Genomic DNA, 19,602 nt, shown 5'->3' on the forward strand with positions numbered 1-19,602 from the left:
CGATGCCCGCATCGTCGACGTCGCGGCCACACCACCGGCAGGGCTGGGACTTGGCGCGTCTGCGAGTCGCGGTCTCCACGACGACTGACTCTAAACGGCCGATGGTGGGTATCCCGGTAGCATGGACGGTTGGGTCGGGAACTTCTCGGCGCCGCAACGCGTTGACGTTCTCGGACGAAATCTTGAGAAGGAGTGGTGACGATGGCTGATCGTGTATTGAGGGGCAGCCGGCTCGGGGCCGTGAGCTACGAGACCGACCGCAATCACGACTTGGCGCCGCGTCAGGTCGCCCGCTACCGCACCGACAACGGCGAGGAGTTCGAGGTCCCGTTCGCCGACGACGCCGAGATCCCCGGTTCGTGGCCCTGCCGCAACGGCATGGAGGGCACGCTGATAGCCGGCGACGTGCCGGAGCCCAAGAAGGTCAAGCCCCCGCGTACCCACTGGGACATGCTGCTGGAGCGTCGCTCGGTCGACGAGCTCGACGAGCTGCTCAAGGAGCGTCTGGACATCATCAAGACGCGCCGCCGCGGCAGCTGATCGGTTACTGCACCACGCCGCGCGCGCGGTCCAGGCGACCGCGGATGCCCCACTCTGCGATCTTGAAGAGGGCTTCGCCCATCATCGAGCCGTTCATCTTCGACTTGCCAAGTTCGCGCTCGGTGAACGTGATGGGCACTTCCTTGACGGTGAATCCGGCGTTGATGGTCCGCCACGTCAGGTCCACCTGGAAGCAATAGCCCTTCGAGTCGACGGCGGCGAGGTCGATCTTCTCGAGCACCTCGCGACGGTAGGCACGATAGCCTGCCGTGATGTCGTGGACACCAACGCCGAGCAGCACCCGGGAGTAGCCGTTCGCGGTGCGCGACAGCAGCATTCGCCGTCGCGGCCAGTTGCGGACCATGCCGCCGTCCACGTAGCGCGAACCGATTGCCAGGTCGGCGCCCGCATCGACGGCGTCGAGCAGTCGGGACAGCTCCTCCGGCGCATGCGAGCCGTCGGCGTCCATCTCGACCAACACGGTGTACTCGCGGCCAAGGCCCCACGCGAAGCCCGCGAGGTAGGCCGCACCGAGGCCTGCCTTGCTGGTGCGGTGCAAGACGTGGACGCGGTCGGGATCGGCGAGTGACAGCTCGTTGGCCAGTTCACCGGTGCCATCTGGGCTGCCGTCGTCGACGACCAGCACGTGTACCTCCGGGCGGGCCGCGTGGACCCGTCCGACGATCAACGGCAGATTGTCGCGCTCGTTGTACGTCGGGATGATGACGAGCGTGCGCTGACTCGGACGATCGCCCCACATCATGAGCGATCCCGCCTCGCGGTCATGCGATTCCTCCATCGTCGGTGCCGTCGGTCGTCCTTCGACGGCGACGCGCGAAGTTCCCATTGTGCAGTATCGCTGCGACGACGGTCGCAGAGCCAACGAAGACCAGCAGTCCCTGAATGACGGGTCCCCACCTCGTGGCCGGGGTCAGGCTGGACTTCAGGCGGATCTGCTCGTCGAGGTACGCGGGCTCGAAGAACTGGGTGCTGGCGATCTCTCGGCCGTCGGGCCGGATCACCGAGCTGATGCCGGTGGTGCCGGCGACCACGACGTAGCGGTCGTGCTCGACGGCGCGCAGCCGGGCGAATCCGAGCTGCTGGCGGCTCATCGCCTCGTTGAACGTCGCATTGTTCGCGGGCACGGCCAGGAACTGGGCCCCGTTCAGTACCGACTCGCGGGCGGCGCGGTCGAAGATCACCTCCCAGCAGGTGGTGACGCCGATCGACGTGTTCGCTGCGCGCACCACGCCGGTACCGGTGCCCGGCACGAAGAAGCCGGCACGGTCGGCGTACGACGACAGCAACCGGAAGAACCCGCGCCACGGCAGGTACTCACCGAACGGCTGAATGATCTGCTTGTCATGACGCTCACCGGGCCCGTCGTCCCCGTCCCACACGATGACGGTGTTCGTGGCCGCGGGGTTCTCCGCGGTGTACCCCGGTGCGGCGAGCACGGTGCCGACGAGGATCGGTGCCCGAATCGCGTCGGCGGCCAGGGTGATCTGCTCGGCGGCGTCGCGGTTCGCGATCGGGTCGATGTCCGAGGAATTCTCCGGCCAGATCACGACGGCGGGCTGGGGCGCCCGCCCTGCCCGCACGTCGTCGGCCAGTCGCAGGGTCTCGCGCACGTGGTTGTCCAGGACGGCGCGGCGCTGCGCGTTGAATTCCAGTCCCAGCCGCGGGACGTTGCCCTGGACGGCGGCGACGGTGGTCGACGGGTCTTCTCCGGCGCCCACCGCGGACTTCCTGACGTACGGCGTGGCCAATGCCACGGTGAGGAGCACCAGGGCAACGCAGACACCCGGCAGCAGCACGCTGGGCGCCTTCGTGAGGGCGGTCCCGTGGTCGGCATGCCACCAGCGGACGGTCTCGACGACGATGGCGGCAAGGCTGAACCCCACCAACACCACCGCGAAGGACACCAGGGGCGCACCCCCGTAGTGCGCGATCGGCAGCAGGGGGCTGTCGTCCTGGCTGAAGCCGATGACGCCCCACGGGAACCCGCCGAACGGAATGGTGGATTTGAGCCACTCGGCGAGCACCCAGAGGCAGGCGAACCACACCGGCCACCCGGGCAGTCGCCGCACCACGACCGCCAGCAATCCGAAAACGGCCGGGAACAGGGCCTCCATCGCGGCAAGCAGCAGCCACGGGATCGGCCCGACGAGTCCACTGATCCAGGGCAGTAGAGGGATGTAGAAGGCCAGGCCGAAGAGGAAGCCGTAGCCGAACCCGCCCATCTTCGTCGTCGGCTCCTGAAGCACCGCCCACGCCAGCAGCGCGAAGGCGACGAAGCCGAGGAACCACCAACCGAACGGGGGGAAGCTCAGGCACACCATCAATCCGCCGGCGATCGAGGCGGCAATCCGCAGCGCCCGAGGACCGAGGGTGCGGCCAAGGCGCTTGGCCAGCCTCGAACCGCGCTCGCTGGGGGTCGTGTCGGCCTCGGCGGTGTCGGCCTCGGCGGTGTCGGCCTCGGCGGTGTCGGTGCCCTGCCGGGCCCACAGCCGCCCGGGCTTGCGGTCAGCCATGAAGTGCGACACCACGGTGCACCGTCTGACGACAGACCGGAAGGGGCGCGTCAGCAGCCAGCCGCGGCAGGGCAGGTGTCCGGGATCGCGGATCGGTGGACCAGCGCTGGACGGCGTCGGCGGGGGCCGCCACCTCGAGGGCGCCCAGCCCACCCGGCACGTCCCAGACCGCGTAGGACGCGGGGGCGCCGGGAACCAGGGTTCCGGTGATGCCGTCCCTGACGCCCGCCGCCCGCCACGCACCGCGGGTGGCCGCGCTGAAGGCGGCCCGCGCCGAGATCGCGCTTCCCGTCGTGTGGTGCAGTGTCGCGGCGCGGACGGATTCCCACGGACTCAACCCGGTGACCGGGGAGTCGGAGCCGAAGGCGAGTGGCACGCCTTCGGATGCTAACAGCGCGAACGGATTCATCCGACGCGCTCGGTCGACGCCCAAACGACGGGCGTACATGCCGTCGGCACCACCCCACAGTGCATCGAAGTTCGGCTGCACGCTGGCGATCACACCCCAGGATCCGAGCCTCCTGGCCTGTCCCTCGGTGACCATTTCGAGGTGCTCCAGACGATGGCCGCAGCGTGCGACTGCCGGACCCCCGACGCGGTCCACGATCCGGGCCAAGGCGTCCACGACGGCACCGACTGCGGCGTCGCCGATCGCGTGGAACCCCGCGGTGATGCCTGCCTCGGTGCAGGCGCTCAGGTGGCTCTCGATGGCGTCGGGATCCAGATAGGCGTTGCCACGGAGATTCGGCTGGCAGTTCGGGGCGTCCGCATAGGGCTCGTCCAGCCACGCGGTCCGCGATCCGAGCGCCCCGTCGACGAACAGGTCGCCGGCCAACCCCCTGACACCGGTGTCGGCAACGAGGTCCCGGGCTTGGGCTGCGGTCGTCACCGGCTGGCCCCAGTAGCCGACGACGTCGACGCCGTGTGACATCGCATGGAGTTCCTGCCAGTCGTCCAGCCCGCCGATGTCGGGACCCGCGCACTCGTGCACGGCGACGATGCCCGACCTGGCCGCGAGGTCGAGGGCCGCGGTGCGGGCGTCGTGCCGCTGGGTCGATGTCAGCAGGCCCCTGGCCGCAGCCCGGACCAGGTGGTGCGCCGCCGCCGTCAGTGGCAGGTCTGGGTGGTAGCCGGCCGCTTCGTCGAGTCGTGGCACCGACCGGCGTAGCGCGGTCGACGCGGCCGCGGAGTGCACGTCGACCCTGGCCAGGTAGGCGAGGCGGCCGCCGACCGCGGCGTCGACGTCTGCGGTGGTGGGGGGCGCGCCGAGCGGCCAACGCGCCTCGTCCCAGCCGTGGGCCCAGATCACGCCGGTCGGATGCTGGCGGGCGTACTCGCCGACGATCCGCAGAGCGTCTTCGGAGGACGCCGCGTGGCGTAGGTCGACACCGATCTCCGAGAGACCGGTCGACGTGACGTGCACGTGGCTGTCGACGAACGCCGGCGCGACGAAGCCGCCGTCCAGGTCGATCACGTGGGCGTCGGGAAATTGACCCCGCCCGACGTCGTCGGTGCCGACCCACCGCACCACGCTCTCGGGGCCGTCAGTCACCGCAATGGCGGTGGCATCCGGCATGGTCGGACTGTGAATCCGACCGCCGACCAGAAGGGTCGTCAAGCTAGTCGAAGTGCTTCGGCAGGCGGGGCTGCTCGACGTCGGTCACGTCGACGACCTCGCCGTCGATGTATTCACCGCCTGCGGGGCGGAACGGGGCGCCCGCCGTCGTCACGATGAGCGGCATCCGGGCCAGTCGTCGGGCCGCCAGCGCGGTGACGGCAGGTCGGGCAGCCGCGCGGGTGGGCGGCATCAGTAGCAGGAGGCCGAGCACCGAGGTGACCAGACCGGGGACGACCGTCAGGACCGAACCCAACGCGATGAGGGCTCCGTCGGAGACCGCGCCCTGCGGCGACGCGAGACCCGACTGCAGGCGCTGCACCTGACGTTTGACCTGGGAACCCACCAGCGCGAGACCCAGCGCGAAGGTGCCTACCAACAACAGGAACGTCCAACCGAAGCCGATCGTGGTCGCGAGAGCGACGACGACCGCCAGTTCGACCAGCACATACACCAGGAAGAGCCGCATAGCCATGTCGGGACAACGCGCGGAGCGCCGCGAGGGTTCCTAGACCTCGGCGGGCGGGGCTTGGATCTCGATCGCGGCATGCACCTTCTCGATGCCGCCGCGGAGGATTGCCTGTGGCACCCACCACCATGCGTGGTACCAGTAGCGTTTGGTGACGAGGTCGAACACCCGCCTGGTCTCGGTCTTCGGCAGCATCCGCGCGACGGCTTCGACCGGCTCGCCCTTGGCCTTGCCGAGCGGCCCGCACTTCTGGATCGTGACGCGCGGAGTGTTGTTGATGCGCTTGGTCTTCCACGACCCGTCGTCAGTGCTGATCAACAGTTTGTCTCCCCTGGGCACCCCCCACACCGGTGTCGGCTTGGGCTTGCCGTCCTTGGTGAAGGTGGTGAGCAGGAGATAGCGCTCCTTGAAGACGCCCTCGAACCGCGGCGCCACGGGTCAGCTGACCGTGCCCTCTCCCGCCGCGTCGCCGGCTCGGGCCTTCAGTTCGATGGTGACGTTCTTCGCCATGCCGCCGCGCAGCTTCGAGAACGCGTTGAACGTCTTGCCGATGAGGCCGTATCGCTTGCCGATCGCCTCGTAGGTCGCCCCGTTCGCCGACTTGTCCAGGATGGTTGCGGTGGCCTCCACCGGCTCACCGAGCGGCTTGCCGCGGCGGTCACACTTCGCGATGGTCACGCGCGGGGTGTTGCGAATGCGCTTGACCTTCCAGGAGTCGCCCTGCGTGATGACGACGAGGTCGTCGCCACGTGGTGCCGCCCAGATGGCGGTGGGCTTGGGTCTGCCGTCCTTGGTGAACGTGGTCAGCAGGATGTACTCGGACTTCGCGACCTCGGCGAACGTGACGGGCATGACCCCAACTTAGCGGCACTGCAGCGAACCGACCGAGGTCAACGGTCGTAGTTACCCCAGCGGCTGTACCAGGAATTCTGGTACGGCAATCCGAGAACTGCGATCATCGACGCGATCAGAGCCACGAATGCGATGAGACCTAGCATTGCCGTTCCTCCCTGTGTCACCCGGTTGCCTCCTGAACGTGGTTGGCAAGCAGGGCTTCTGAAGGAACGTAATACCGCCGGTACCGGGATCGAGAACTTCGTGTCAGACGGAACACGCCCAACGAAATAGTGATGCAGATCACCGTCCAGCCCGGGTGCACGGTCGCCGCGTCCACGCTCACCGCCGCTGGGTCCGGAGTTCGAATCTGCGGTAGCCGAAACCTGGTGCCCGCGAGGCCGATCTGGGGCAATGAAGCCATGTCCCCTTCCCCCGTCATCGTCAAGCTTGGCGCCAACATCGGCGCACGCGTCGACGGCGTACGTCTCGGCGGCGACCTTTCCTCCGAGACGGTCGAGGCGATCAACGCCGCGCTCCTCGAGCACAAGGTCAGCTTCTTCCGCGACCAGCACCACCTCGACGACGACGGCCAACTCGCGTTCGCCAGGACGCTCGGCACGCCCACCATCGCGCACCCGACCGTGACGTCGCGGGGTGCCGACGTGCTGCCGATCGACTCCCGGTACGACAAGGCGAACTCCTGGCACACCGACGTCACGTTCGTCGATCGCATCCCGAAGGCGTCACTGCTTCGTGCCATCACGCTGCCCGAGTACGGCGGCACCACCACCTGGGCGTCGACCGAGGCGGCCTACGACCAGCTGCCGCCCCCGCTCAAGGCCCTCGTCGAGAATCTCTGGGCGGTGCATACCAACGACTACGACTACATCAAGGACGTGGCGGAGGACTTCAGCGGAACCGATGACGAGGTGGCCAGGAACACCCGCCAATATCGCGAGGAATTCATCTCCGACATCTACGAGACCGAGCACCCCGTCGTGCGCGTTCACCCCGAGACGGGCCGCCGCGTGCTGCTGCTCGGTCACTTCGTCAAGCGGTTCGTCGGGCTGGGCACCACTGAGTCCAACACCCTGCTTCAACTGCTACAGGCGCGAGTCACCAAGCTGGAGAACACGATTCGGTGGAACTGGCTGCCAGGTGATCTGGCCATCTGGGACAACAGGGCAACCCAGCACTACGCGGTGTCCGACTACGACGACCAGTACCGTCGCCTGAGCCGAATCACGCTGGCGGGCGACGTCCCGGTTGGCGTGGACGGCTCCCCCAGCCGCGTCATCGCAGGCGACGCATCTCACTACTCGGCGGTCGTGACGCCCGCACGTCTGGTCGCGGTGCCGTGATGACCGCTCACAGGCGGTACATCTCCCGCTCCATGGCGGCACGCTCCATCGAGGTGGACAGCCGCCGCGGGTAGGCCTTCGGTGGCCGCGCGAACGCAGTCCACCACCGCCTGCGCTCCGTTGTCCGCTCCGGCGCGGCCACCGGCTCCGCGGCGGGAGTGACCGCCAACATCGCGTGCAGCTGGGCGGCTGGAACGGATGCGGAGCGCTCGACCATCGCCCGCACCTCAACCGGCGATTCGACCAATATCTCCAGTGACTCATCCAGATCGGTCATCGGAATCCCCCTCTCGTGGCCCCGACACCGACATCGTCGCGACCTGGGGAGACCGTAAAATTGACGCGGGCATAGATTCACGCGTAGTGGACTACTCGACTTCCAGAATCGCGCTCCTATGCTCGAGGGCACCATGCCCAGAATTTCGCTGCCCGGCGGCATGATCGAGCCTGCGCAGCTGGCCGCCATCGCGCTGGCCTCAGCCAGGTTCGCTTCCGCCGAAATGGAACTCACCCCGCAGGGGGACCTGCAGATCCACGGCGTCACGGACCCCGACGGTCTTGCCGAGGCGGTTGCAGACGTCGGACTCCTGCCGTCGTCGTGCCACGACCGCGTCCGAAATGTCGTCCGAAATATCGTTGCCTCGCCGCTGACCGGCCGGGTCGGAGGGACCGCCGACGTCAGGCAACTGGTCTGGGATCTGGACGACGCCATCCTGTCCACCCCCCGGCTGGCCGAACTGCCGGACGGGTTTTGGTTCGCGATCGACGACGGAAGAGGCGACGTATCCGGGCTCGGCGCCGACGTCGGTGTCCACGTGCTCGACGCCACGACCGCGGCGCTGCTGCTCTCGGGCGTGGACACCGGCGTGCGCACCACCGACGTGGTGCCCACGCTGATCGGGGCGGCCGAGCAATTCACCGCTGCGCGCAGCGCCGAGCCCGGCGGGACGTGGCCGCCGGTGACCCGCCCGCCGGTCGGCTGGATCACGCAGGACGACGGACGGATCGCGCTCGGCGCCGCCGTCCCGAACGGGCTGCTCAGGTCGCGCGTCGCCGAGTACCTCGCGGCGGTGGATGCACCGCTGGTGATCACGCCGTGGCGATCGGTGCTCGTCTGCGACCTGGACGAGGGGGTCGCCGACGCCGCGCTGCGGGTGCTCGCCCCGTTCGGTCTGGTCTTCGACGCGAGCGCGCCCGGGTTGGACGTCGGCACCCACGAGCGTTGACAGCCGTCCAGGCGGCCGGTTAGCGTCCGGCGACATGAGCCTGGCCCCCACGATTCCCCGCAGCCCGGCGGACGTGACACCGCAATGGTTGAAGGGCGTGCTGGGGGCCGACGTTCGGTCCGTCGACGTGGCCCCGATCGGCACCGGACAGACGGGCGCCACCTACCGACTCGCGGTGGACTACGGGCCCGAACCCGGCGATCTTCCTGCCACGTTCGCCATCAAACTGTCGTCGCAGGACGACGCGGTGCGTGAGCGCGTGGCCCTCGGCTACCGTTCGGAGCACGCCTTCTACACGACCGTCGCCGACGTCGTCAGCATCCCCCTCCCCACGCACTACCACTGCGAGATCTCGGACGACGGTGGGGATTTCGTGCTCCTCCTCGCCGACATGGCCCCCGCCGTCCAAGGCGACCAGATCGACGGATGCACACCCGAGGAAGCCGAACTCGCCGTCCGGGCGTTGGCCGGTCTGCACGGACCCACCTGGTGCGACGACGCGTGGGCCGACTTCACCGGGCTGGTCATGCCCCTGCCCGATGACGACACCGCAAGGGGGATGGGCGATCTCGCCGCGATGGCGGCGCAGATCACGCTGGATCGACTTGGTGAGAGGATGACCGCCGAGGACCGCGACGCCGTGTCCGAGGCCATGTCGCTGGTGACGCGCTGGCTGAAGGCAGACCGCCAGCGGTTTGCGTTGCTGCACGGCGACTACCGACTCGACAACATGTTGTTCACCCCCGACCGCAGCCACGTCACCATCGTCGATTGGCAGACCCTCGGTGCCGGTCTACCCGCGCGCGACCTGGCGTACTTCGCGGGCACCAGCCTGCTACCCCAGGCGCGCTCGCAGATCGACGAGCACCTGGTCCTCGCCTACCACTCCGAGCTATCCACGTTCGGTGTACCGGATTACGACAGGGAGACCTGCTGGCACGACTACCGGGTGGGCATGCTGCAGGTCCCTCTGCTCACCGTGCTCGGCTGCGCATTCGCCGTCTCCACCGAGCGTGGCGACGACATGATGCTGGCGATGCTGCAACGCGGTTGCCAGGCCATCCGAGACCTCGACACCCTCGATCTGATCAGGTCTTCGTCACCGCCCACTGGGTAACCGGCATTGCGGGCCGCCAACCGGTGAAGCCACCGACAGGCTCACCCCGATGATGCTGGAATCGCGCCAACGTGCCGCCGATTCTCGAATACCATTGCGCCACAACGGATTCCGATTCGACGGTGACCACGTTGGCGACCAGTCGACCACCTAAGGGAAGACGCTCGAAGCACGCCTCCAGCAGGCCAGGCTGCGCCAGTCCACCACCGACGAAGATCGCGTTCGGGGGCGGCTCGAACGCAAAGGCCTCCGGCGCGTCGAAGGCCGTGCTCACCGCGACGCCATGCGTCACCACGTTCGCTTCGATTCGCCGTCGCCGGACCTCGTCACGCTCGAAGGCCACCGCCCGAGCTCCCGGGGCACTGCGACACCACTCCACCGCGATGCTGCCCGACCCCGAGCCGACGTCCCACAACAGTTCACCCGGGCGCGGAGCCAACGCAGCGAGCGTGACCGCACGAATGGACTGTTTGGTGATTTGACCATCGTGGGCGAAGGCGTCGTCAGGGAGCACCTGGCCGACCCGGTCGTCGGGCAGATAGCGCACCGCCATCACGTTCAGGGCGTCGACGTCCTTGGGTGATCGTCCCGCCCACTCCCGCGCCGACGCCGAACGGCGCCGCTCCCCAGGCCCGCCGAGCTGCTCGAGAATGGTGAGCTCGGAATCGCCCCGCCCGGTCTCGGCGAGCAGTCGCGCCAGCTCGGCAGGGCTGGAACCGTCGCGGGACAGCACGACGGCCTGCCCGCCGCGCCGCACGGCGGTGTGCGGCTCGGCCCACACCAGGCTGATGATCTCGGTGTCCTGCACGGCCCACCCGACCCGCGCACACGCCAGCGTCACCGACGACACGTGCGGCAACACCGCCACCCGGTCGGCGCCGTACAGCCGGATCAAGCTGTTGCCGACGCCGTGCAGCAACGGATCACCGCTCGCCACGACGTGGACGTCGGCCCCGCCACCGTCATCCAACAACGTGCGCAGGGCGGGCAGCATCGGCGACGGCCAGGCCAGCTTCCTCGCAGTGACGGTGTGGTCGAGCATGTCGAGCTGGCGCTTCGACCCGTGAATCGTGGTGGCCCTTGTCAATTCAGCCTTGGCCGCCGCGGACAACCCTGCCATCCCGTCCGCGCCGATCCCTACGACGACGATCATGCTCATCGCCTCAACCTGCGCCACACCGGCCGCGGCATCACCTTGAAAGCCAACACCAACGCTCCCAACGACTTTGGCACCCAGATCTCGCTGCGGCCCTTCCTCAACGCCGCGACCGTCGCCTCGGCCACCTGCCCCGGCGTGCTCGATAGCGGCGCGGGCGACATGCCGTCGGTCATCCGGCCAACGACGAACCCGGGCCGGACCAGCAACAGCCGGACCCCCGAACCGCGCAACGCGTCGGACAATCCGCAGCCGAACCCATCGAGGCCGGCCTTGGCGGAGCCGTACACGTAGTTGGCCCTGCGCACCCGCGCACCCGCCACCGAGGAGAAGACGACGAGAGCACCCCTGCCCACCGACCGCATCTGCGCCGCCAGCACGGTCAGCAGACTGACCTGCGCCGTGAAGTCGGTGTGCACGATCGCGGCCGCATGCGTCGCGTCGACCTCGGCGCGGGCCTGATCTCCGAGGACGCCGAACGCCAGCACCGCCACCCCGATCGGACCGTGGTCGGCGACGATCGACTCCACGATGGGCGCGTGCGACGCGAGATCGTCGGCGTCGAACTCCCGCACGTGGACCGCCGCGGCACCGGCGGCGTGAACGCTGGCGACCTCGTCGGTGAGCCGGTCGGACCCCCGCGCCGCGAGTATCACGACGGCGCCGGGGGCCAATCGCCTCGCCACCTCGAGACCGATCTCACTGCGCCCACCGAAAATCACCGCGACGCCCGTGTCCTTCATGGCTGCGATTATGTCCTGCGCTAGGTTGGACCACGATGGCGAAGGCAACTACGCGGCTCACCAACGATGCGCTGGCGTTCCTCACGGAGCGACATCTCGCCATGCTGACCACTCTTCGGTCCGACAACTCACCCCACGTCGTCGCCGTCGGCTTCACCTTCGACCCCAAGACTCACGTCGCGAGGGTCATCACCTCCGGCGGCTCGCAGAAGGCGGTCAACGCCGAAGAACGCGGAGTCGCCGTCCTCAGCCAGGTCGACGGTGCCCGGTGGCTGTCGTTGGAGGGCAGCTCCTTGGTCAACACCGACCCGGACGCAGTCCGCGACGCAGAGCTCCGCTACGCCCAGCGCTACCGCACGCCGAGGGTGAACCCGCGTCGCGTGGTGATCGAGGTCCGCGTCGAGAGGGTGCTCGGCTCGTCCGACCTCCTGGACCGCGGCGCGTAGCGCCAATTGGGCTGGAGCGAGTAGCGCCAATTGGGCTGGAGCGCGTAGCGCCTGCTACCCGATCGGGACCACGGCCAGCTCGTGCGGCCGGCGGTTGACTGCGTCGGCCCCGTCGCCGGTCACGATCACGATGTCCTCGATGCGTGCGCCCCACTCACCGGGAAAGTAGATGCCCGGCTCCACGCTGAACGCCATGCCCTCCTCCAGGGCCAGGTCGTTGCCCGCCACGATGTAGGGCTCTTCGTGCACCGACAACCCGATGCCGTGACCCGTGCGGTGCATGAACGCCTCCGCCAGTCCCTCGGCCGCCAGAACGTCACGTGCGGCGGCGTCGACCTGCGCGGCGGTCACCCCGGGACGGACGGCCGCGACGGCCGCCTGCTGGGCCTGTTGCAATGCCGAATAGCGGCGCGCTACTTCGGCGTTCGGCTCGCCAAGGCTGTAGGTGCGGGTGGAGTCGGAGTTGTACCCCGGTTCATAGGGTCCACCGATGTCGACGACAACGACGTCTCCGGCGCGCAGCACCCGGTCCGAACACTCGTGATGCGGGTTGGCGCCGTTGGGCCCCGATCCGACGGTGATGAACGCCACCTCCGAATGCCCCTCGGCGACAATCGCTTCGGCGATGTCGGCAGCCACGTCGGCCTCGGTGCGGCCCGGCACTAGGAGCTCAGGCACCCGAGCGTGGACGCGGTCGATCGCCGCCCCCGCCGCGCGGAGCGCCTCGATCTCGGCTGAATCCTTGATCATCCGCAGACGCCTCAGCACCTCGGTGGCCAGCACCGGCACCACGCCGAGCACGTCCGCCAACGGAAGCAGATGCAGGGCGGGCATCGCATCGGTGACGGCCGCGACACCCCCGCCCAGCGCGTCGGCCACCAGCTGGTACGGATCGTCGCCGTCGACCCAATCGCGGACCGCCAGACCGATTTCCGTGATGGCCGACTCCTTGAGCGAGGCCAGTTCCATTCGAGGTACGACGACGGTGGGCTCGACAACCCCCGTCCCCCGGTCGCTGCGCTCCTGCCCAATGCCGGTGGGCAGCACCAGCGCCGTCAGCCGTTCGAACGTCTGGGCGCGCGAGCCGACGAGATACCGAAGGTCATAGCCCGGCGTGATGACCAATCCGGCCAAGCCGGCCTCGGCCGCGGCGGCGGTCGCCGCTCGTACTCGTTGGGCGTACACGTCGGTGCCAAACCTGCCGGAATCCATGACGTCGAGGTTAATCGGCGTCCCGATAGCTGGCGACCTCGACCAGGTTGCCGTCCGGATCACGGCAGTAATGCGAGGTCATGGGCCCCAGCGCCCCCACCCGGCGCACCGGCCCGTCGACGATCTCCACGCCGCACCGACGCAGGTGCTCCCCGATGACATCGGGCTCGGCATCGGCGATGAAGCACAGGTCCAGCGAGCCAGGGGCGTCGACGTCACCAGTGATCCAGTTCGGCGCGCCGGTGGGCCGAACGTTGAGCTTCTGGTTGCCGAACGTCAGCGCGATCCGGCCACCGTCCATCTCCTCGCGCCCGGTGCCGAGCACCCGCACGTACCAGCCCACTGTCGCCTCGACGTCACGGCAGTTGATCACGACGTGGTCGATGCGGTCGACGGAGAAGTTCATGACTCATGCCTACCGCACGCTACTGTCAACCGAATGACAGCGCCGGTGTTGCTCCTCGACGGGGCCAGCATGTGGTTCCGCTCCTTCTTCGGCGTGCCGTCGTCGATCACCGCCCCCGACGGCAGGCCGGTCAACGCGTTGCGCGGGTTCCTCGACACGGTCGCGACTTTGATCAGCAAGGAGCATCCCGCCCGCCTCGTCGTGTGCCTCGACGAAGACTGGCGACCGCAGTGGCGGGTCGACCTCATCCCCTCCTACAAGGCGCACCGCGTCGAAGAGGAGAACACGGGTGCCGAACCCGACGTGGAGGTGGTTCCCGACGAACTCACCCCGCAGGTGGCCATGATCATGGAGATGCTCGACGCGTTCGGAATCGCGACCGCCGGTGCCGCCGGATACGAAGCCGACGACGTGCTCGGCACGTTGGCAGCCGCCGAGCGCGACGATCCCGTGGTCGTCGTCAGCGGCGACCGCGACCTGCTGCAACTCGTCGCCGACGAACCAGTGCCGGTGCGGGTGTTCTACATCGGCCGCGGACTGGCGAAGGCCACCATGTTCGGGCCCACCGAGGTGGCGGATCAGTACGGTGTGCCCGTCGAACGCGCTGGCGCCGCATACGCCGAGTTGGCGCTGTTGCGCGGCGATCCGTCCGACGGGCTGCCGGGTGTCTCGGGGATCGGCGAGAAGACCGCTGCGACGCTGCTCGGCCAATACCGATCGCTCGAGGCGATCATGGCGGCCGCGGCCGACTCGTCCTCGAAGATGCCTGCCGCCCAACGCAAGAAGCTGGCGGCCGCGACGGAGTACGTCGCCGCGGCGGAGAAGGTGGTGCGGGTGGCCACCGATGCGAAGATCACGACGTCGACCGAGTCCGATGCGCTGCCGCTGGTGGCGAGGGACCCGAAGCGGGTCGCCGAACTCGCAGGCGAACTGGGTGTGACGTCGTCGATTGGACGCCTACAGAAGGCGCTCGACGAAATCGGCTGAGCGGTTAGCGGGGCCTGCCGACCTCGTAGGTGCCGTCGTCGCCCTGGAAGGTGACCGTGACCTGACGCTTGGTGCCGTCGATGCTGACCTCGCAGTCGAACGTGCCGCCGTCCTTGACCTCGGGGTTGTTGCCGTCGTTGCAGCTCACACCCTCGACGTTCTTGGCGCCGTAGCCGTCGGTCTCGTCGCTGAGGACCTGCTGTACCCCGGCTTGCGCGGCGTTGATGTCGAGATTGGTCTTGACGAACCAGCCGGTCACGAAGAAGCCGAGGACGGCGACGACGATCACGGCGACGACGACGATGCCGCCGATGATGGCCAAGAGCGGTCCCTTGGACTTCTTGGCACCCTGGTCGGGGCCTGGCGCGCCGTACGGCGAGAACTGTTGCGGCGCTTCACCGTACTGGCCGGGCTGCTGTCCGTACGGCGGCTGCTGACCATACTGCGGCTGGCCGTACTGCTGCGGAGGATAGGAGGTGGGACCGTAGGCGGTGGGCTGCTGGGAGTACTGGTCGGGCTGCTGATACTGCGGCTGCTGTCCGTAGGACGGCTGCTGGTAGGGCTGACCGTAGGCAGGCGGAGACTGTTCGTGAGGCTGCTGCCCCCACGCCGGGTCGCCCGACTGCTGACCCGACCATGGGTTGTGGTCAGGTCCCTGCGGTCCGCTCATCGTCTCTCCTTGGTCCTCTACGCCTCGGTCCTCTGCGTGGATCCTCTGCCAAGCGTTGGCAACACACTACCCTGCATCAACAGCGACCACCCCGCGTCGAATCGCATCGATGGCACGTTTCGCGGTGGTCCGCAAGGCCGGGGTCGGGGCGGCGTTTCGCACCTGATCGAGCAGGTCGAGCACCTGTCGGCACCACCGCACGAAATCACCTGCCGACAGGGGCGACCCGCTGCCTGAGGCATCGGAAGCCGCCAGTGACGTCGACAGATCACCCGTCGTCGCCCACCGGTAGATGGCAGCGACGAAACCCGGGTCGGGCTCCCGGCTCCCGGAAACCCGGTGGCGTTGCTCGTCGGCGCGGATGTCGCTCCACAGCCTGCGGGTCTGGGACAGCGCCCGCCGCACCCCCGGCGTCGCGCCATCGACACTGGACACCGAACCCGGCGTGTCGCCCCTGGATTCGTAGAGCACGGACGACAGGACGGCAGCCAGCTCCGCGGCGTCGAGGCCGTCCCATACACCGCTGCGCAGGCATTCGGCGACCAACAGGTCGCTCTCGCTGTAGATCCGCGCCAGCAGTCGACCGTCCTCGGTGACCGTCGGATCCTCCCCTGCGCCATCGATGAAGCCGCGTTCGGTGAGCAGCACCACGATGCGGTCGAAGGTGCGGGCCAGCGAATTCGTCGCGGCTGCCACCTTCTTCTTGATGTCGGCGTTGTCGCGCTCGATGCGAAGAAAGCGTTCCGCGACGCGGACCTGGTCCTCGCGGTCACCGAAGTGGTGGGCGGGATGTGCGCGCAGCCGCTCTCGGATGCCGGCGAGCTCGGGGTCGACGTCGTGCTCCCGGTGCTCTTGGGCGGAACCACGTTTGGGTCGGTTGGACGGCACGTCGAGGCCGGCCGCCGCGGACCGGAGCGCCGAGGCCATGTCGCGGCGGACCCTCGGTTGCCGATGCTCGACGCGCTTGGGCAGAGTCATGGTGCCCAGTCGTGCGGAGGCCCCCGAGAAGTCGGTCGACGAGATCCGGCCCGCCCACCGGTCCTCGGTCAGCACCAGCGGCCGTGGATCGTCCGCATCGTTGGCCGGTTCGAGAACTACGGCAAGACCGCCGCGTCGGCCCTGGCCGATCGTGATGATGTCGCCGCGACGAAGCGCGGCCAGCGCGTCGTTGGCGGCCTTGCGGCGCTGCAGCCGCGACGCTCTGGACTGGACCCGTTCGCGTTCGGAGATCGACGCCCGCAGTCGGGCGTACTCGAGGATGGGCGCGTCGCGGCCGCCGAGTTCGGCGGCGATGTCGTCCATCATCTTCTCGCCACGCGAGACGCCACGCACCAGACCGACCACCGACCGGTCCGCCTGGAACTGGGCGAAGGACCGCTCCAGCAGCCGGTGGGCCTGTTCGGGTCCCATCTGCGCCACCAGGTTGATGGTCATGTTGTACGACGGCGCGAACGAGCTGCGAAGCGGGAACGTGCGGGTGGAGGCCAGGCCTGCGACGTCGGCGGGTTCGACGTCCGGATGCCACAGCACCACGGCGTGGCCCTCGACGTCGATGCCGCGCCTGCCCGCCCGACCCGTCAGCTGCGTGTACTCCCCGGGGGTCAGCGGCGCGTGCTGTTCGCCGTTGAACTTCACCAGACGCTCGAGCACCACCGTGCGGGCGGGCATGTTGATGCCCAATGCCAATGTCTCCGTGGCGAACACGGCCTTCACCAAACCCGCGGTGAACAGCTCCTCAACGGTGTGCCGGAAGACCGGTAGCAGCCCGGCGTGATGAGCGGCGATGCCGCGCAGCAGCCCCTCCCGCCACTCGTAGTAGCCGAGCACCGCCAGATCGCCGTCGTCCAGATCCGCGCACCGTCGGTCGATCACCTCGGAAATGCGGCCCCGCTCGACGTCGGTGGTCAGCCGTAGCGACGACCGAAGACACTGCTTCACGGCCGCATCGCAACCCGCCCTGGAGAACACGAACGTGATGGCGGGCAGCAGCCCGGCGTGGTCGAGCGTGCCGATCACGTCCGGTCGTGCCGGCGGCCGGTAGATCGTCGGCCGCCCACCCCCCTGGTCGCGGCGCCCGGACCGACTTCGGCCGCGCGGCTGCCAGTCGGCCAGCCGGTCGGCTTCGCGGCGGTGCGAGATGTGCCGGATCAGCTCGGGGTCCACCAGGGCGGGACGTGGATTGGGAGAAGCCGGTGCTCGGACGGCATTGGCGGGATCGGTTGCACCCGTGGTGCCCTCGAAGAGGTCGAACAGCCGCTTGCCGACCATCATGTGCTGCCAGAGCGGGACGGGGCGGTGCTCGTCGACGACGACGGTGGTGTCACCGCGGACGGTCTGAATCCAGCCGCCGAATTCCTCGGCGTTGCTCACGGTCGCCGAGAGGCTGACCAGTCGGACGTCCTCGGGCAGGTGCAGGATCACCTCCTCCCACACGGCGCCGCGCATCCGGTCGGCGAGAAAGTGCACCTCGTCCATCACGACGTGCGAAAGCCCGTGCAGCGCATTGGAATTCGCGTAGAGCATGTTCCGAAGAACCTCGGTCGTCATGACCACGACCGGGGCGTCACCGTTGATGTTTTGATCACCCGTGAGCAGGCCGATGCGCTCGGCGCCGTAGCGCTGAACCAGGTCGTTGTGCTTCTGGTTGCTCAGCGCCTTGATCGGGGTGGTGTAGAAGCACTTTCGGCCCGCGGCCAGGGCGAGATGGACGGCGAACTCGCCGACGACCGTCTTGCCAGCACCGGTGGGCGCGCAGACGAGGACCCCGTGCCCGTTCTCCAGCGCCTGACAGGCACGTATCTGGAAGTCGTCGAGCGAGAAGGGCAGTTGGTTGGCGAAGTCAGCGAGCTCGGTCGACTCAGGTGGCTTGGTCATCGATGCCCAGCCGGGACGGGGACGGCACGGTGCTCGGCGTTCCGACGGGCTCCGCGCCGCCGACGGGTTCAGCCCTGCCGATGGGCGCGGCTTCGTCGTCGGGGACGTCCTCCAGCGCGGCCCGGCGGGCCCTTCGCTTGTCGTTCACCCTGGCCACCTGGATCGCGAACTCGAGCAGCACCGTCAGGGCCATCGCGAGCGCCAACATCGAGAACGGGTCCGAACCTGGGGTGGCGAGGGCGGCGAACACGAACATGCCGAAGATCAGCCCCCGGCGCCAGGACTTCAGCTTCGCGTACGGCAGCATCCCGACCATGTTGAGCATGATGATCAGCAGGGGGAACTCGAAGCTGATGCCGAACACCAGCAGCAGGTTGATCAGAAACCCGAAGTACTGGTCACCGGAGAGCGCGGTCACCTGAACGTCACTGCCGACCGTCAGCAGGAAGCTCAAGGCCTGCGACAGGACGACGTAGGCGAGCACCGCGCCCGTGATGAACAGCAGCGCACCGAAGCCGACGAACACCGAAGCGAAGCGCCGCTCCCTCTTGTAGAGCCCAGGGGTGATGAACGCCCAGATCTGATGCAGCCACACCGGGCAGGCGAGCACCACGCCCGCGGTGAGGGCAACCTTCAGACGCAGCATGAACTGGTCGAACGGGGCCGTGGCGAGCAGTCGGCACTCACCGTCGGGTGCGATGGTGGCACGCGCCGAGGCGGGTAGCGAACAGTACGGCTGGCGCAGCCAGTCACCGAGGCTGGGGAACCCGAAGAAGCCGTGGGTGTACCAGATGAAGCCGACGGTCGTGGTCACGACGACCGCGGCGGCTGCGATCAGCAACCGATTGCGAAGTTCGGCCAGGTGATCGACGAGCGACATGGTGCCGTCGGGGTTGACCCGCGACCGGCGATGGCGCGGGTCGAGCTTCTTGACTATTCCGGGGGTGCGCACAGGTGTCGTCGAACGCCGCCTAGCGGCACGGCATCACGCCGCGCCGAAGGGATGGGTCGGTCAGGCCGGCCGCTGCTCGGTGGAGTGCTCGGGCGACGGTGAGGGTTCGACCCGCTCGGAGCTGATCGGCGTTGGCGGCGGAGTGCTGGCCGTACGAGCCTCGTCCGTTCCCGCGTCCTTGCCGTCGGATTGCATCTCCTTGATCTCCGACTTGAAGATCCTCATCGACTTGCCGAGCGAGCGCGCGGCGTCGGGAAGCTTCTTGGCACCGAACAGCAGCACGAACACTGCGATGACGATCAACCAGTGCCACGGTTGTAGACCACCCAATTTGGACACCTCCAGATGTTGTGAGCGAGTCTACTCGCCCGAATCGGTACTCATGACTCCGTACGCCTCGAGCGCCGCAACAGCCGAGTCGCGTACCCGTTCGGCCAACGCCGCCGGTTCGAGTACC

General features: G+C 68.4%; 20 protein-coding genes and 1 pseudogene. 6 read left to right on the forward strand and 15 right to left on the reverse strand.

The window, feature by feature from the left end:
- The first annotated feature begins 201 nt into the window (after positions 1-201).
- The gene (locus ABW137_RS03505) at positions 202-540 is read left to right on the forward strand and encodes an RNA polymerase-binding protein RbpA (protein ID WP_526396929.1); all 339 of its coding nucleotides are present in this window, start codon (positions 202-204) and stop codon (positions 538-540) included.
- 4 nt (positions 541-544) lie between these two features.
- Here ABW137_RS03505 and ABW137_RS03510 read toward each other — a convergent pair whose 3' ends face one another.
- Genes ABW137_RS03510 through ABW137_RS03535 form a run of 6 tightly spaced genes read right to left on the reverse strand, consistent with a single transcriptional unit; the run spans position 545 to position 6,010 of the window.
- Positions 545-1,339, reverse strand: coding sequence for a polyprenol monophosphomannose synthase (locus tag ABW137_RS03510; RefSeq protein WP_526396931.1), 795 nt, complete (start codon positions 1,337-1,339; stop codon positions 545-547).
- Entirely contained in the window at positions 1,323-3,074 is a 1,752-nt protein-coding gene (gene lnt / locus ABW137_RS03515) for an apolipoprotein N-acyltransferase (RefSeq protein ID WP_526396933.1), read from the reverse strand. Before lnt ends, ABW137_RS03510 begins: the two co-directional genes overlap by 17 nt.
- Positions 3,067-4,650: an amidohydrolase gene (locus ABW137_RS03520; RefSeq protein ID WP_526396935.1), complete on the reverse strand. Its 1,584-nt coding sequence runs from the start codon at positions 4,648-4,650 to the stop codon at positions 3,067-3,069. The genes lnt and ABW137_RS03520 overlap by 8 nt, the downstream gene beginning before the upstream one ends.
- A gap of 43 nt (positions 4,651-4,693) precedes the next feature.
- On the reverse strand, positions 4,694-5,164 hold the full coding sequence (locus ABW137_RS03525) for an FxsA family protein (RefSeq protein ID WP_526396937.1): 471 nt from the start codon (positions 5,162-5,164) through the stop codon (positions 4,694-4,696).
- Between the two features lie 33 nt (positions 5,165-5,197).
- Positions 5,198-5,593 carry a PPOX class F420-dependent oxidoreductase gene (locus ABW137_RS03530; RefSeq protein ID WP_526396939.1) on the reverse strand — a complete coding sequence of 132 codons (396 nt, stop codon included), beginning with the start codon at positions 5,591-5,593 and terminating at the stop codon, positions 5,198-5,200.
- A 3-nt stretch (positions 5,594-5,596) separates the two neighbouring features.
- Positions 5,597-6,010, reverse strand: coding sequence for a PPOX class F420-dependent oxidoreductase (locus ABW137_RS03535; protein ID WP_526396941.1), 414 nt, complete (start codon positions 6,008-6,010; stop codon positions 5,597-5,599).
- 404 nt (positions 6,011-6,414) lie between these two features.
- On the opposite strand from ABW137_RS03535, the gene ABW137_RS03540 reads away from it, so the two are divergent.
- Complete coding sequence (locus ABW137_RS03540; RefSeq protein WP_526396963.1) at positions 6,415-7,356, forward strand: TauD/TfdA dioxygenase family protein; 942 nt, start codon at positions 6,415-6,417, stop codon at positions 7,354-7,356.
- A 7-nt stretch (positions 7,357-7,363) separates the two neighbouring features.
- Here ABW137_RS03540 and ABW137_RS03545 read toward each other — a convergent pair whose 3' ends face one another.
- The gene (locus tag ABW137_RS03545) at positions 7,364-7,633 is read right to left on the reverse strand and encodes a hypothetical protein (RefSeq protein ID WP_526396943.1); all 270 of its coding nucleotides are present in this window, start codon (positions 7,631-7,633) and stop codon (positions 7,364-7,366) included.
- A 118-nt stretch (positions 7,634-7,751) separates the two neighbouring features.
- Between ABW137_RS03545 and ABW137_RS03550 the strand changes: the two are divergent.
- Both ABW137_RS03550 and ABW137_RS03555 read left to right on the forward strand, forming a co-directional pair.
- Positions 7,752-8,564 (forward strand): annotated as a pseudogene (locus ABW137_RS03550) (ferredoxin-like domain-containing protein); the annotation flags it as partial.
- 52 nt (positions 8,565-8,616) lie between these two features.
- On the forward strand, positions 8,617-9,699 hold the full coding sequence (locus tag ABW137_RS03555; protein WP_526396945.1) for a phosphotransferase family protein: 1,083 nt from the start codon (positions 8,617-8,619) through the stop codon (positions 9,697-9,699).
- Here ABW137_RS03555 and cbiE read toward each other — a convergent pair.
- Positions 9,671-10,852 (reverse strand): precorrin-6y C5,15-methyltransferase (decarboxylating) subunit CbiE, encoded by a 1,182-nt coding sequence (gene cbiE / locus ABW137_RS03560; RefSeq protein ID WP_526396965.1) that lies wholly within the window; start codon positions 10,850-10,852, stop codon positions 9,671-9,673. The two genes, ABW137_RS03555 and cbiE, sit on opposite strands and share 29 nt — an antisense overlap.
- A gap of 2 nt (positions 10,853-10,854) precedes the next feature.
- Positions 10,855-11,598, reverse strand: coding sequence for a decaprenylphospho-beta-D-erythro-pentofuranosid-2-ulose 2-reductase (gene dprE2 / locus ABW137_RS03565; RefSeq protein ID WP_526396947.1), 744 nt, complete (start codon positions 11,596-11,598; stop codon positions 10,855-10,857).
- A 35-nt stretch (positions 11,599-11,633) separates the two neighbouring features.
- Here dprE2 and ABW137_RS03570 point away from each other — a divergent pair, with 35 nt between their 5' ends.
- Complete coding sequence (locus ABW137_RS03570; RefSeq protein ID WP_526396949.1) at positions 11,634-12,044, forward strand: F420-dependent biliverdin reductase; 411 nt, start codon at positions 11,634-11,636, stop codon at positions 12,042-12,044.
- 54 nt (positions 12,045-12,098) lie between these two features.
- Here ABW137_RS03570 and ABW137_RS03575 read toward each other — a convergent pair whose 3' ends face one another.
- Both ABW137_RS03575 and ABW137_RS03580 read right to left on the reverse strand, forming a co-directional pair.
- The gene (locus ABW137_RS03575) at positions 12,099-13,256 is read right to left on the reverse strand and encodes a M24 family metallopeptidase (protein WP_526396951.1); all 1,158 of its coding nucleotides are present in this window, start codon (positions 13,254-13,256) and stop codon (positions 12,099-12,101) included.
- 10 nt (positions 13,257-13,266) lie between these two features.
- The gene (locus ABW137_RS03580; protein WP_526396953.1) at positions 13,267-13,662 is read right to left on the reverse strand and encodes a VOC family protein; all 396 of its coding nucleotides are present in this window, start codon (positions 13,660-13,662) and stop codon (positions 13,267-13,269) included.
- A 33-nt stretch (positions 13,663-13,695) separates the two neighbouring features.
- On the opposite strand from ABW137_RS03580, the gene ABW137_RS03585 reads away from it, so the two are divergent.
- A complete protein-coding gene (locus tag ABW137_RS03585; RefSeq protein WP_526396955.1) occupies positions 13,696-14,649 on the forward strand; it encodes a 5'-3' exonuclease in 954 nt (317 codons plus the stop codon).
- 4 nt (positions 14,650-14,653) lie between these two features.
- On the opposite strand, the gene ABW137_RS03590 is transcribed toward ABW137_RS03585, so the two are convergent.
- The 4 genes from ABW137_RS03590 to tatA form a co-directional block, all read right to left on the reverse strand.
- Complete coding sequence (locus ABW137_RS03590; protein WP_526396957.1) at positions 14,654-15,319, reverse strand: DUF4333 domain-containing protein; 666 nt, start codon at positions 15,317-15,319, stop codon at positions 14,654-14,656.
- 66 nt (positions 15,320-15,385) lie between these two features.
- Entirely contained in the window at positions 15,386-18,193 is a 2,808-nt protein-coding gene (locus ABW137_RS03595) for a DEAD/DEAH box helicase (RefSeq protein WP_526396959.1), read from the reverse strand.
- Positions 18,177-19,145 carry a twin-arginine translocase subunit TatC gene (tatC, locus tag ABW137_RS03600; protein ID WP_526396961.1) on the reverse strand — a complete coding sequence of 323 codons (969 nt, stop codon included), beginning with the start codon at positions 19,143-19,145 and terminating at the stop codon, positions 18,177-18,179. Before tatC ends, ABW137_RS03595 begins: the two co-directional genes overlap by 17 nt.
- 60 nt (positions 19,146-19,205) lie before the next feature.
- Entirely contained in the window at positions 19,206-19,475 is a 270-nt protein-coding gene (tatA, locus tag ABW137_RS03605; protein ID WP_526396967.1) for a Sec-independent protein translocase subunit TatA, read from the reverse strand.
- Positions 19,476-19,602: the final 127 nt, after the last annotated feature.

The organism is Mycobacterium sp. (assembly GCF_040509115.1).
GTDB lineage: Bacteria > Actinomycetota > Actinomycetes > Mycobacteriales > Mycobacteriaceae > Mycobacterium.

Excerpts from the sequence above, each read along its gene's own strand:
- ABW137_RS03505 (WP_526396929.1), top strand. The coding sequence starts at position 202 with ATGGCTGATCGTGTATTGAGGGGCAGCCGGCTCGGGGCCGTGAGCTAC.
- ABW137_RS03510 (WP_526396931.1), bottom strand. The coding sequence starts at position 1,339 with ATGGAGGAATCGCATGACCGCGAGGCGGGATCGCTCATGATGTGGGGC.
- lnt (WP_526396933.1), bottom strand. The coding sequence starts at position 3,074 with ATGGCTGACCGCAAGCCCGGGCGGCTGTGGGCCCGGCAGGGCACCGAC.
- ABW137_RS03520 (WP_526396935.1), bottom strand. The coding sequence starts at position 4,650 with ATGCCGGATGCCACCGCCATTGCGGTGACTGACGGCCCCGAGAGCGTG.
- ABW137_RS03525 (WP_526396937.1), bottom strand. The coding sequence starts at position 5,164 with ATGGCTATGCGGCTCTTCCTGGTGTATGTGCTGGTCGAACTGGCGGTC.
- ABW137_RS03535 (WP_526396941.1), bottom strand. The coding sequence starts at position 6,010 with ATGCCCGTCACGTTCGCCGAGGTCGCGAAGTCCGAGTACATCCTGCTG.
- ABW137_RS03540 (WP_526396963.1), top strand. The coding sequence starts at position 6,415 with ATGTCCCCTTCCCCCGTCATCGTCAAGCTTGGCGCCAACATCGGCGCA.
- ABW137_RS03545 (WP_526396943.1), bottom strand. The coding sequence starts at position 7,633 with ATGACCGATCTGGATGAGTCACTGGAGATATTGGTCGAATCGCCGGTT.
- ABW137_RS03555 (WP_526396945.1), top strand. The coding sequence starts at position 8,617 with ATGAGCCTGGCCCCCACGATTCCCCGCAGCCCGGCGGACGTGACACCG.
- cbiE (WP_526396965.1), bottom strand. The coding sequence starts at position 10,852 with ATGATCGTCGTCGTAGGGATCGGCGCGGACGGGATGGCAGGGTTGTCC.
- dprE2 (WP_526396947.1), bottom strand. The coding sequence starts at position 11,598 with ATGAAGGACACGGGCGTCGCGGTGATTTTCGGTGGGCGCAGTGAGATC.
- ABW137_RS03570 (WP_526396949.1), top strand. The coding sequence starts at position 11,634 with ATGGCGAAGGCAACTACGCGGCTCACCAACGATGCGCTGGCGTTCCTC.
- ABW137_RS03575 (WP_526396951.1), bottom strand. The coding sequence starts at position 13,256 with ATGGATTCCGGCAGGTTTGGCACCGACGTGTACGCCCAACGAGTACGA.
- ABW137_RS03580 (WP_526396953.1), bottom strand. The coding sequence starts at position 13,662 with ATGAACTTCTCCGTCGACCGCATCGACCACGTCGTGATCAACTGCCGT.
- ABW137_RS03585 (WP_526396955.1), top strand. The coding sequence starts at position 13,696 with ATGACAGCGCCGGTGTTGCTCCTCGACGGGGCCAGCATGTGGTTCCGC.
- ABW137_RS03590 (WP_526396957.1), bottom strand. The coding sequence starts at position 15,319 with ATGAGCGGACCGCAGGGACCTGACCACAACCCATGGTCGGGTCAGCAG.
- ABW137_RS03595 (WP_526396959.1), bottom strand. The coding sequence starts at position 18,193 with ATGACCAAGCCACCTGAGTCGACCGAGCTCGCTGACTTCGCCAACCAA.